Annotated in this window: 9 protein-coding genes; 5 read left to right on the forward strand and 4 right to left on the reverse strand. The window is 65.2% G+C overall.

The window, feature by feature from the left end:
• Positions 1 to 145: 145 nt before the first annotated feature.
• Positions 146 to 913: a DsbA family protein gene (locus ACIPUD_RS06575; protein WP_018454480.1), complete on the reverse strand. Its 768-nt coding sequence runs from the start codon at positions 911 to 913 to the stop codon at positions 146 to 148.
• Between the two features lie 126 nt (positions 914 to 1,039).
• A complete protein-coding gene (locus ACIPUD_RS06580) occupies positions 1,040 to 2,443 on the reverse strand; it encodes a M48 family metalloprotease (protein ID WP_018454479.1) in 1,404 nt (467 codons plus the stop codon).
• Between the two features lie 234 nt (positions 2,444 to 2,677).
• Here ACIPUD_RS06580 and ACIPUD_RS06585 point away from each other — a divergent pair, with 234 nt between their 5' ends.
• The 3 genes from ACIPUD_RS06585 (at position 2,678) to ACIPUD_RS06595 (ending at position 5,926) form a co-directional block, all read left to right on the forward strand.
• The gene (locus ACIPUD_RS06585; RefSeq protein WP_446480278.1) at positions 2,678 to 3,865 is read left to right on the forward strand and encodes a pyridoxal phosphate-dependent aminotransferase; all 1,188 of its coding nucleotides are present in this window, start codon (positions 2,678 to 2,680) and stop codon (positions 3,863 to 3,865) included.
• Between the two features lie 87 nt (positions 3,866 to 3,952).
• A complete protein-coding gene (locus ACIPUD_RS06590; protein ID WP_446480326.1) occupies positions 3,953 to 4,507 on the forward strand; it encodes a biotin transporter BioY in 555 nt (184 codons plus the stop codon).
• Between the two features lie 84 nt (positions 4,508 to 4,591).
• On the forward strand, positions 4,592 to 5,926 hold the full coding sequence (locus ACIPUD_RS06595; RefSeq protein WP_018454476.1) for a dicarboxylate/amino acid:cation symporter: 1,335 nt from the start codon (positions 4,592 to 4,594) through the stop codon (positions 5,924 to 5,926).
• A gap of 92 nt (positions 5,927 to 6,018) precedes the next feature.
• Here the strand turns inward: ACIPUD_RS06595 and ACIPUD_RS06600 are convergent, their stop codons facing one another.
• Both ACIPUD_RS06600 and ACIPUD_RS06605 read right to left on the reverse strand, forming a co-directional pair.
• Positions 6,019 to 7,248, reverse strand: coding sequence for an NAD(P)/FAD-dependent oxidoreductase (locus tag ACIPUD_RS06600; RefSeq protein WP_446480279.1), 1,230 nt, complete (start codon positions 7,246 to 7,248; stop codon positions 6,019 to 6,021).
• Between the two features lie 64 nt (positions 7,249 to 7,312).
• Positions 7,313 to 9,790: an Rne/Rng family ribonuclease gene (locus ACIPUD_RS06605; RefSeq protein WP_446480280.1), complete on the reverse strand. Its 2,478-nt coding sequence runs from the start codon at positions 9,788 to 9,790 to the stop codon at positions 7,313 to 7,315.
• On the opposite strand from ACIPUD_RS06605, the gene ACIPUD_RS06610 reads away from it, so the two are divergent.
• Positions 9,731 to 10,474, forward strand: coding sequence for a hypothetical protein (locus tag ACIPUD_RS06610; protein ID WP_346283658.1), 744 nt, complete (start codon positions 9,731 to 9,733; stop codon positions 10,472 to 10,474). The two genes, ACIPUD_RS06605 and ACIPUD_RS06610, sit on opposite strands and share 60 nt — an antisense overlap.
• A 616-nt stretch (positions 10,475 to 11,090) precedes the next feature.
• The gene (locus ACIPUD_RS06615; protein WP_247368565.1) at positions 11,091 to 12,383 is read left to right on the forward strand and encodes an N-acetylmuramoyl-L-alanine amidase; all 1,293 of its coding nucleotides are present in this window, start codon (positions 11,091 to 11,093) and stop codon (positions 12,381 to 12,383) included.
• Positions 12,384 to 12,528 lie beyond the last annotated feature (145 nt).

Here is a 12,528-nt window from a genome sequence, read left to right on the forward strand (position 1 = left end):
GCGCCAAATTTCGGCGCAATGAAAAGGCCGGCTTTTCAGCCGGCCTTTTGCATGCGTGAAGGTTGTAGAGCAGATCGCTGATCAGTCAGATCGCTGATCAGCAAGTCGCCTTGTTAGCAAGTCGCCTTGTTAGCAGGTCGCCTTTTTAACAGGTCGCCTTGCCGCAGCGGGCCACAGCGATCTTTTCCTTCAGGCTATCGACGCCGACGGCGCCGACAACGATCTGCTTGCCGATCACGTAGCTCGGCGTGCCGTTCATGCCCATTGCTTCGGCGAGCTTGAAGTTCTCCTCGATGGTGCTGCGCACCTCGGCGCTGCCGATGTCCTTCTCGATTCGAGCGGTGTCGAGGCCAGCTTCCTTGGCCGCCTGAAGTGCGCGCGCCTTGTCGGCCGCGCCACGACCGCCGAGCAGCTTCTGGTGGAAGTCGAGGTACTTCTTGCCGGAGGGATCCTGCATGCGCACCGCGACGGCGACCTGGGCCGCTTCGACCGAGCCCTGGCTCAGTACCGGAAACTCCTTCAGCACCACCTTCAGCTTCGGATCGGCCTTCATGAGGGTGAGCATGTCGTCCATCGCGCGCTTGCAGTAGCCGCAATTGTAGTCGAAGAACTCGACGAAGGTGACGTCGCCGTCCTTGTTGCCGAGCACGACCTGGCGCGGTGAGTTGAAGATCGCATCGGAATTCTGAGCGACGCTGGCCTCGTGTTTCTGCGTCTCCGCCGCGGCCTGGCGCTTGGTGAGCTCGGTCATCGCTTCCTCGAGCACCTCGGGATGGGTGACGAGATAGTTCTTGATGATCGCCTCGATGTCCGTGCGCTGGGCATCGGAGAAGCTGTCGGCCGACGCGGGCGCGGCTGCGCCGAACATGGCGAGCGCAAACAGCGCGGGAGCAAGCAGGCGCAGCGAAGGCATAGGCAAATCCTCTTATCCAAAGCAGGTTTCGGAAAACGTCCCGGCGGACTTAAGCTCGGTGTCGTGACGTCGTTTCGTAAGGCGTCGTGGCGTAAGGCGTCGTCTTGTAAGATCGTCTTGGTCTTGTCAGTTGCGCGGCGGTTTCGACGCCACGATGTCGTCGGCCTTGACCCATCCGGGCGTGCCGACGGCGAAACGGGTTTTCGCGCGCGTCGCAAGCTCGCGGGCGGTCTTGTTGTCGCCGCGCAGATAGGCGGCCTGCGCCGACGCCAGATCCGCCTCGGCATAGTCGCCTTTCCGGCCATACGCCATCGCGAGCTGCATGTAGCCGAGCACGGCCTCCGGTTCCCGTGCGACCGCGGCCCGGAGAATCCGAACGGCGTCATCGGTGTAGGCCTTATTATCGGACCCAACCAGAGCCTGCCCAAGTAACATCTCGATGAGGGGCGCGTTGTTCGAAAGTGCGACAGCCTTGCGCAGGGCCGGGATCGCCTCCGCCGGCTTGCCGCCCTCCAGCAGGGCCTGGCCGCGCACCTCGTAAAAATACGCGTTGTTGGGCTGGACCTGGATCAGCGCGTCGATCTGGGTGAGCGCGCTGCGCAAATCCCCGTGCAGATAGGTGCTGATGGCGCGGGCATAGCGCGCCGGCATGCTGTCGTTGGTCAGGGGATAGCGGCGGTACACCGTTTCCGGCCGCTCCATGAAGGCGGAGATCTTGGCGCGCACCATGTCGTGGCGCAGCTGGAGCGCGGGATCGTCCTTTTTGTCCCAATAAGGGCTGGCGCTGGCGAACTCCTGCAGTGAAGCGACGCGCTCGGCGGGCATCGGGTGCGACTGGAGATAGGGATCGGCGCCGCGAGCCGCGAACAGGCTCTCGCTGGTGAAGCGCTTGAAGGTCTCGTACATGCCCTTCGGCGACTGCTGGGTCGCAGTCAGGAATTTCACGCCGGCGCGGTCGGCGTTCTCCTCCTGCTGGCGCTGATAGGACAGCAAGGTCCGGCGGATCATCTCCTGCGGGCCGGCAAGGGCGGCGGCTCCTGCATTGGCCAGGCCATTGTTGCCGGCGCTGCCGCTGCCGCGGGTGCTGCCGACCGCCATCGCGCCAGCACCGAGCAGCATGGCGATGATCATCTGGGTCTGGGCGTTGGCGAGCTGCTCGCGCAGCTTGGACAAATGGCCGCCGGCCAGATGCCCGGTCTCGTGCGCGAGCACGCCGATGATCTGGTTTGGCGTTTCCGACTGGAGGATCGCGCCGTAATTGACGAAGATGCGGCGGCCATCGGCGACGAACGCGTTGAACGAGCCCTCGTTGACGATCACCATCTGGATGTTCTGCTTCTCCAGGCCGGCGACCCGCAGGATCGGGCGGGTGTATTCGCGCAGCAGCTGCTCGGTTTCGGTGTCGCGCAGGACCGGCGGCCCCTTGGCCTGCGCATGCGCGGCCGAGAACGGCGTCAGCGCGATCGCAGCCGCCGCGAGGAGGGAGATGAGGGCGGTGGCCTTCTTGCGCAATGCGATCTGGAACAACATCAAGCGGTCTGGGTCAAACGGTCTTATCAGCAGGCTGGTCAATCATTCTTGGTCGAGCAGTCTTGGTCGAGCAGTTTCGTGATTGGTTTTGGCGATTGGCGGCGGACCGGATACGCGATATGCCCTTTTGAGCCGTTCCCCTTATGAGCCGTACAATGCGGCCAGTCTGGGGCGCAAGCACCCCGTTTTTCCCGGGTCGGACGGATCGGCCCCGCCAGCGAATAGCAGAAATCGATGCACGATGCGACCTTGAGGAACCGGTTGGGGCAGTGGCTCGCGGCCTCCCGCCGCAGCGATGTTCCCCCGTTCATGGTGATGGACGTGATGGCCGCGGCGGCCCGAATCGAGGCGGCCGGGGGCCATGTCATCCACATGGAGGTTGGCCAGCCCGCCGCCGGCGCGCCTAAGACCGCGATTGCAGCCGCCCATGTGGCGCTCGAGGCCGGGCGGATCGACTATACCTCAGCGCTCGGCATCCCCTCCTTGCGCGAGCGCATCGCGCGGCATTATCGCGATGCCTATGGCTGTGACGTCAGCCCCGAGCGGGTCGTAGTGACCACCGGCTCCTCCGGCGGGTTCATTCTGGCTTTCCTGGCGATGTTTGAGCCGGGCGACCGCGTTGCCGTGACGGTGCCGGGTTATCCGCCGTACCGTCATATCCTTACCGCGCTCGGCTGCGAGCCGGTGCTGATCGAGACCACGAACGAGACCCGCCATGCGCTGACGGGCGAGGCGCTGCTGGCCACCCATCGCAAGGCGCCGCTGAAGGGCGTGCTGGTCGGCAGTCCCGCCAATCCGACCGGGACGATGATGTCCCGCGAGGCGCTCGCCGGCCTGATCGCTGCGGCGGAAGACGCCGGCATCCGTTTCATCTCGGACGAGATCTATCATGGGCTCGACTACGCGTTTCCCGCCGTGACGGCTGCGGCGCTGTCGGACCACGCGCTCGTGATCAACTCGTTCTCGAAGTATTTCTGCATGACGGGCTGGCGCGTCGGCTGGATGGTCGTGCCCGAGATTCTGGTGCGGCCGATCGAGCGGCTGCAGCAGAACCTGTCGATCTCGGTGCCGTCGCTGTCGCAGATCGCGGCCGAAGCGGCCTTCGACGGCGCGGCCGAGATGGAGGAGATCAAGCACGGCTATCAGGAAAACCGGCGCATCCTGATCGAGGGATTGCCCAAGGCCGGCCTGACCAGATTTCTGCCGGCCGACGGCGCGTTCTATCTCTATGCGGACGTCTCGGATTTCACCTCCGACAGTTTCGAGTTCGCCAAGCAGATGCTCGAACAGGCCCATGTCGCGGTCACGCCGGGCCTCGACTTCGATCCCATCCATGGTCGTTCATTCATACGGCTCTCTTATGCGCGTTCGGCTGCGGAGATGCGGGAAGCAGTTGACCGGATCGCTCACTGGCTTAAATAGCCGCCAGTTTTCGCCAGCCTTCTGGAGTGCAACTTGTCTGACCGTTCCGTCCCCTCTACCGCCACGCATTCTCCTCTCGCCGCATTGATGTGGCCGATCCGGCCGGGTGAAACCGTCGGCGCCTTGCGCGCTGTCGTGCTGATTGCGCTCGGCACCGCCTTAATGGCGCTGTCAGCCAAGGTGAACCTGCCGCTGCCTTACGTGCCCATGACATTGCAGACGCTGGTCGTGTTGATGATCGGCGCCGCCTATGGGTGGCGGCTTGGCAGCGCAACCATGATTGCCTACCTCGCCGAGGGTGCAATGGGCCTGCCGGTGTTCGCCGGCCCTGTCGGTGGAATTGCACCGCTGGTGGGCCCGACCGCGGGCTATCTGTTCGGCTTCATTGGCGCCGCCTTCGTCACCGGCTGGCTCGCCGAGCGCGGCTGGGATCGCAGCGTAACGCTGCTGTTTGCGGCCATGGCGGCCGGCCACATCCTCATTCTGGCCGCGGGCTTTGGCTGGCTGGCCTTCGGTCTCGGCCTGGGTGCCGCAAAGGCGTGGCAGGTCGGCCTGATGCCGTTCGTTGCGGCGTCGCTGGTCAAGAACGCGCTGGGCGCGACGTTGATGCCGGCGATACGCCGGGTGGTCGAACGCGGGTAAAGCGCGCAATATCGAGCAGTTCCGATTGACAGGGCCGGCCAAGTTGATCTTGGCTGGCCTGGCGTTTTGAGGGGGAGTGAAACAATGACGACGACAACGATGGTGGGGGCGCCGGTCGCGCCGCCCGCCGCCAAGCCGTGGTACAAGGTACTTTATATCCAGGTGCTGATCGCGATCGTGCTCGGCGCCATCGTCGGCTGGCTCTGGCCGTCGGTCGCCACCAATGAGTGGATCAAGGCACTCGGCGACGGCTTCATCAAGCTGATCAAGATGGTGATCGCGCCGATCATCTTCTGCACCGTTGTCTCGGGCATCGCCCATATCCAGGACGCCAAGAAGGTCGGCCGCATCGGCGTCAAGGCGCTGGTCTATTTCGAGATCGTCTCGACCTTCGCACTGGTGATCGGCCTAGTCATCGGCAATCTGGTGAAGCCGGGTGCGGGCTTCGGCGGTGCCGCCGCCAATGCGCAGGCCGTCGCCAACTACGCCAAGCAGGCCGAAGGCCAGAAGTCGGTCGACTTCGTGCTGCACATCATTCCGGACACCGTCGTCGGCGCCTTCGCGCAAGGCGAGATCCTGCAGGTGCTGCTGTTCTCGGTGCTGTTCGGCTTCGCCATCATGGGGCTCGGCGAACGCGGCCACACCATCCGCTCGTTCATCGACGACGCCGCGCATGCGGTGTTCGGCGTCATCTCCATCGTGATGCGCGCAGCCCCGATCGGTGCATTCGGCGCGATGGCCTACACCATCGGCAAGTTCGGCACCGGGGCGATCCTCAACCTGGTCGGTCTGATCGCGACGTTCTACCTGACCGCGGCGCTGTTCGTATTCGTCGTGCTCGGAATCATCGCGCGCTTCGCCGGCTTCTCCATCTTCAAGTTCCTCGCCTACATCAAGGACGAGCTGCTGATTGTGCTCGGCACCTCGTCCTCGGAAAGCGCGTTGCCGTCCTTGATGGAAAAGCTCGAGCGCCTCGGCTGCTCCAAGTCGGTGGTCGGCCTCGTGGTGCCCACGGGCTATTCGTTCAATCTTGACGGCACCAACATCTACATGACGCTGGCGACGCTGTTCATCGCGCAGGCGCTGGGCTTCGATCTCACCTTCGGCCAGCAGCTCACCATCCTGGTGGTGGCGATGCTGACCTCGAAGGGCGCCTCCGGCATCACGGGCGCGGGCTTCATCACGCTTGCGGCGACGCTCGCCGTGGTCGATCCGCGCCTCGTGCCGGGCATGGCGATCGTGCTCGGCATCGACAAGTTCATGAGCGAGTGTCGCGCGCTGACCAATCTGTGCGGCAACGGCGTTGCCTGCGTGATCGTCGCCTGGTGGGAGGGCGAACTCGATCGCGACAAGCTCAACGCCAACCTCGCCCGGCAGATCGATCCGACCGACATGGAAACGGCGGTCACGACGGACTGATCTGCATGTGGCGGTGCCGAGCGCCGTCAGATGTTGAAATAATAGGGCTGGTCGAGATCCTCGATCAGCCCTTTTTCTTTCGCTGCGAGGGCTTAGAACCGCTCCGGCCGGTACGGCGTGGGATCGATCGCGGGCGTTTCGCCGCTCATCATCTCCGCGAGCAGGCGCCCGGTCGCGGGTCCCAGCGTAAAGCCCTGGTGGCCGTGGCCGAAGTTCATCCAGAGGCCGGGATGGCGTGGGGCGGGGCCGAGCACCGGCAGCATGTCGGGCGTGCAGGGGCGGGTGCCGAACCATGGGTCGGGCTCGACCCGCTTGCCGAGGTCGATCAGCTCGCGCGCGGAAGCTTCCGCGCTGGCGAGCTGGGGCGTTGCCAGCGCGTCCAGGCCGGTCAGCTCCGCGCCGGTGGTGATGCGGAGACCCTTCGCCATCGGACCCATGGCGTAGCCACCGGCCTTGTCGACCAGCGGCAGATCGAGCGAGGCGCCGCCGCTGTAATGCATGTGGTAGCCGCGCTTGCGCACCAGCGGGATGCGATAGCCGAATTTGAGCAGGAGATCGGGCGACCACGGCCCGAGCGTCACGACGGCGTGGGCGGCGTCGACGCGCCCATGGTCTGTCTTGACCGACCAGCCGGTGGCGGTCTGCTGCAGGCTTTGGGCATCACCGAGCACGATGGTGCCGCCGAGGCGCTCGAACAGATCGGCATAGGCCGTGACCAGCGCGCCGGGATCGGACACGGTCCAGGTGTCGAGCCAATGGATCGCGCCGGGCAGGTCGTCGCGCAGGACAGGTTCGGCCTTGGCGAGCTCGGCGCCCGAGAGCGCACGAAACCTCACGCCGAATTCGCGCTGGTCTTCTTCCGCCGCCTTGACGGCGAGATCGAACGAAGCTGCGTCGCGATGCAGGTGCCGGTATCCCGCGCGGCGGATCAGATTGTCGGCGTGGGCTTCGCGAATGAGGATGTCGTGCTCCGCCGTCGCGTAGGCGATCAGCCGCGCCCAGGCGTCGATCGCCTCACGATGCCGCTTCGGCGCCGAATGCCACCAATAGCGAAGCAGGGGCTCGATATGGAGATGAAGCGAAGACAGGCTGTAACGCACGTCATTGGTGCGGCCGGTCGCGATCTTCAGGAGCGTGGCGAGGTCGCGCGGCATCGGGTAGGGGCGCACCGCTTCCGCCTGGATCATGCCGGCATTGCCGTAGCTGGTCTCTCGGCCCGGCTCTCTGCGGTCGATCAGCGTGACGGACCAGCCACGCTGCTGCAGGTGCAGCGCCGCGCTGACGCCGATCATGCCGCCGCCGAGGACGATCGCGCTTTGCATTGAACTGACCTCGCCAAATCAAAACCGCCCGGTTTGGCCGGGCGGTTTCAACTATCTTGTTGCTCTATTCGCCGCCGCCGAAGCGGCGGGACCACCAGCCGGCACGACGCGGTGCGGGCGAGGTTTCGCTTGCCGCTGAGGGCGCGGGCTCCGGAGCGGGTGTGGGCGGGGCAACCGGCTCGGCCGCCTGTGCAACCGGTGCCGGTTCACTCTGGCTGCTCGACAGGAAGCTCACCTTTTCCCGAACCGTCGAACGGCGTCGTGCAGCCTTGTCGTCCGCGTGCTCCTCGTCCGCGGCCGAAGGAGCCGGCTCAGGCTGGGCCGTTGCTTCAATCCGTGCTTCGGCCCGCGGCTCAGGCTGGGTGACCTGAGGTTCTGACGTGTGCTCGGCCTGCGCGATCGAGGGCGCTGCCTCGCCGCCAAAACTGTCGAAATCGGCGACTGCGTTGGTGGCTTCCGACGGCGCATTGGCACTAAGCTCGTCGCTGATGGAGCCGGCGAGACCTTCCTCGCCAGGACCGCGACGGCGGCGGCCACCACGGCGACCACGCCGGCGACGGCGATCGGCGCTGCCCTGCTGCTCGCCACGGGCTGCCTGTTCCTCGCCTTCCTCGCCTTCCGGTTCGGCCTCGGCATCCTCTTCGCCTTCGCCGGCCGCCATGGCCGTCTCGGCAATAGCGGGCGCGCCATCCTCGCGCGTCTCCTCGTCCCGCGGACCACCGCGACCGCGGCGGCGACGGCGACGCTTGCGGCGCTGGCTGTCCTGCTCGGTAGCGGCGTCGCCTGCGGTCTGCTCCTCGATGAGACCTTCGGTCTCCTCGGTCTCGACCTCGGATTCGCTCTCCGGATCGAACTCCTCGTCGTCATAGGCCTCTTCGACCAGGGGCGGCGGGCTTGCGGCCGCCTGGGCCGCCAGCAGAGCCTTGGCGGCTTCCAGCGTATGCACCTGCTCGCCGCGGTCGATGACATAGGCCTGCGGTCCGCTGACGCTCGGGTCGGCGATGACCGACAACGTGACCTTGAAGCCGTTCTCAAGGTCGCGCAGATGGCCGCGCTTGTGGTTCAGCACATAGAGCGCGACGTCGGTGCGGGTGCGGACCACGAGGTTGTGGGTTGCGCCCTTCATCAGGATCTCTTCGAGGCCGCGCAGCAATTGGAGCGCAACCGAGGACACCGAGCGGACATGGCCGGTGCCGCCGCAATGCGTGCAGGGATCGGTTGAGGATTCCAGCACGCTAGCGCGGATGCGCTGGCGTGACATCTCGAGCAGGCCGAAATGCGAGATGCGTCCGACCTGGATCCGCGCGCGGTCCTGCCGGAGGCAATCGGACAGCTTGCGTTCGACCGCGCGGTTGTTGCGCTTCTCGTCCATGTCGATGAAGTCGATGACGATCAGGCCGGCGAGGTCGCGCAACCGAAGCTGACGCGCAACCTCCTCGGAGGCCTCGAGATTGGTCTTGAGCGCGGTATCTTCGATATGATGCTCGCGCGTCGAACGGCCGGAGTTGACGTCGATCGAGACCAGCGCTTCGGTCTGGTTGATCACGATGTAGCCGCCGGAGCGCAACTGTACGGTCGGCGAGAACATCGCATCCAGCTGGCTTTCGACGCCCATCCGCGAGAACAGCGGCTGGCCGTCGCGATACTGCCTCACCGCGCTCACATTGGCGGGCATCAACATCTTCATGAAGTCGCGCGCTTCGCGATAGCCGGCATCGCCCGCCACCTGGATCTCGTCGATCTCCTTATTGTAGAGGTCGCGCAGCGAGCGCTTGATCAGCGAGCCTTCCTCGTAGACGAGGGTCGGGGCCTGCGACTTCAGCGTCATGTCGCGCACCGTCTCCCACATGCGGATCAGGTACTCGAAATCGCGCTTGATCTCGGGCTTGGTGCGGGCGGCACCCGCCGTGCGCAGAATGATCCCCATGCCCTCGGGCACGTCGAGATCCTGCACCACTTCCTTCAGGCGCGAACGGTCCTGCGCGCTCGTGATCTTGCGGCTGATGCCGCCGCCGCGCGCGGTGTTCGGCATCAAGACGGCATAACGGCCGGCGAGTGAGAGGTAGGTCGTCAGCGCCGCGCCCTTGTTGCCGCGCTCTTCCTTGACGACCTGCACCAGCATCACCTGGCGACGCTTGATGACTTCCTGGATCTTGTACTGGCGGCGGGGACGGAAGGTGCGCTCCGGCACTTCCTCCAGCACATCGTCGCCGCCGACGGATTCAACGACGTCCTCTTCGGCTTCCTCGTCGTCCTCGTCTTCGTCGTCATCCTCGGCCGTCGCTTCGGAGTCGTGATGCGGAGCCTGCGCACTCTCGCCCGCGGCGTACACGGCGTCGGCAGGCTCAGCAGCCGATGTCACGGCCTCGGCAAGATCGTCGGCGTGTGCGTCGGAGGCAAACTCCTGCGGCTCGGCAACGGCCTCGGTGGCGACCGCGGGCTCGGCGCCGATCGCTGCGACAGGCGCCGGTGTCTCGTCGGCATGATCATGGTCGTGATGATCGTGCTCGCCATCATGATCGTGGTCGTGATGTTCGTGCACGTGATGATCGTCACCATGGGCATGATGATGGTCGTCGTGGTCATGCCCCTCGTGGTCATGTGCTTCGTGGCCGTGATGATCGTGGCCTTCGTGCTCGCCGTGATGCTCTGCGTCGGCGTGCAGGTGCTCGCCCTCGTGCGAAGCGCCCTCAGGCAGGGCCTCGCCCTGGACCTGCCGGGCCGCGGGATCGCCTTCGACGACCTCGCTGCGGACGCGCTCGCCATGGCTACGGCGGCGGGAATTGCGGTGGCGGGAGCGGCGGCGGCCCTGGGAGCGGTTCTCGCTCTCTTCCTCGGCCTCGCGATGGGCCTGCTCCTCGGCTTCGATCAGCGCCTGCCGGTCGGCAACCGGGATCTGGTAGTAGTCGGGATGGATTTCGCTGAAGGCGAGGAAGCCGTGGCGGTTGCCGCCATATTCGACGAAAGCGGCCTGGAGCGAGGGTTCGACCCTTGTGACCTTGGCGAGGTAGATATTCCCGCGCAGTTGCTTGCGTTGCGCGGTCTCGAAATCAAACTCTTCGACGCGATTGCCGCGGACCACGACGACCCGGGTCTCTTCCGGGTGGGTGGCATCGATCAACATCTTGTTGGGCATGTCTTAACTCTTGGCGGCGGCGGGCGCGATTCACCGTGGGCGCCATCAGCGCTGCCGGGTGACGCGACGGTCCACCTGATTCGGGGGTGAGGGAAAGGCCGAAACACCGTCTCTCGCGCCTTGCCGAACCGAAAGCCGGAGGACCGAAGCGGCGCGCGGAATTGTCACTCCGCAGCGTCGCGAATGGTCCTTCAGAATTGGTCGGCACAGTCTGGCGCATCAAGCGTCGGCCCGTATGAAACATTGGGCGGCGGGGCCGCCCCTCAATCAGTTGCTGTTGGCCAGGCATGGCGCGAGCGCGCTCGCCTTGGGGTATTACGAACCGCTCCCTTGGGATTAAGGGACCGGGTAACGGGTTGCGCCGCTGTCAGAACCGTCCCGGAAACGTGGTGGTAACCGAGGACCGTTCCGCCGCCGGGGCTTGCCCCGCTCCACCTTGCTGCCGCGCACCGCGCTGGACTTAGAGGGGAACGGAAAAACGCTGGAATTCCCAAACCTTGAGAGTTCCGGCGCTGCACCGGGAGGCTGAATGCGACACAACCGGAAATATCGGCCGTCAGCATTCCGTACATACGTGGATTGGGCCATCCGTGCAAGGAGCGTCGCACGGCGGTCACAGTCAGCGAGTTTCGCGTGTCTGTCATTAAGGATCGTTTAACCCTGTGGTTCTATTGCGTTAAAGAGGCTGCTCGGAGGCACGGAATCGGTGGCGAGCCGCGCAAATCAAAGGATCCTGCTGGGATGCGTGCTGCTCTGCGCGGCGGCATTGCCGTGTGCTGATTCCTCGCGCCTGAAGGCCGCGGAAAGTCAGCCTCAACTCCCTGTTGCATCAGCGAATTTCCCAACGGCCTCGGCCGCCCGACTGGCCGGGGACGGCAGGCAGACTCGCTTTGTCCTCGACATCGATCAGACCGTTAGCTTCCGCGCAGTCACTCTGGCCGACCCGTATCGGGTGGTGGTCGACGTTCCCCAGGTCAATTTTCAACTTCCCGCCGGCACCGGGTCCGGCGGACGCGGACTGGTCAAGGCCTTCCGCTATGGGCTGGTGATGCCCGGCGGCTCCCGAATCGTGTTCGACCTGACGGGCCCGGCCAAGATCGCCAATTCCTACGTGGTGGAGGCTGCCAACGGCCAGCCGGCGCGGCTGGTGCTCGAAATGGAGGAGGTCGAGCGCACCGCCTTCGTGCCGTCGCTGGCTCCGGAAAACCGTCCTGAGCTGCGGCCGGCTATTGCCGATCCGCCGCCCGCGACGGTTCCCGCATCTGCCCACCCTGAAGCCGGGCAGAAGGCCGATGGCCGCGCGGTCGTCGTCATTGATCCCGGCCATGGCGGCATCGACAACGGCACGCAGTCGAGCGGCGAGAGCGAGAAGAATCTGGTGCTGGCCTTTGGCCTGGCGCTACGCGAACGGCTGGAAAAGACCGGCAAATATCGCGTGGTGATGACCCGAGACGACGACACCTTCATCCCGCTCAACGACCGGGTCAAAGTCGCCCGCAGCCTCAAGGCGGCGTTGTTCGTCTCGATCCATGCCGACGCGCTGCCGCGCGCTGAGGGCGATGCGCAGGGTGCGACCATCTACACGTTGTCCGACAAGGCCTCCGACGCCGAGGCGCAGCGGCTGGCGGATGCGGAAAACCGGGCGGACGCCATCGCCGGCTTCAACCTCGCGGAGGAGCCGACCGATGTCGCCGACATCCTGATCGATCTCACCCAGCGGGAAACCCGTACCTTTTCAAGCCGTTTTGCCCGCCTGTTGATGGGCGAAATGAAGTCGACGGTGCGGATGCACAAGCATCCCCTGAAGTCAGCCGGCTTCCGGGTGCTGAAGGCGCCCGACGTGCCGTCGGTCCTGGTGGAGATCGGCTATGTCTCCAACAAGGGCGACCTCGAGCATCTGGTCTCCGAGGGATGGCGGTCGCGTGCCGTGGGCTCGATGGCGCAGGCGATCGATGGATTTTTGGCCAAACGGATGGCCACGGCCGGATCGTCGAATTGACGACCGGGGGATCGTCATATTGACGACCCGGGGATCGTCGAATTGAGAGTGATTTTCCGTCCCGCCGCAAAAGCCCTAGTTTGGCCACAGCGGGCGCTTTATAAAAACGCCGCAGGGGGTTCCGGAATCGGCGAGAATCCCGCTC

The sequence above is a fragment of the Bradyrhizobium sp. CAR08 genome (assembly GCF_052871955.1).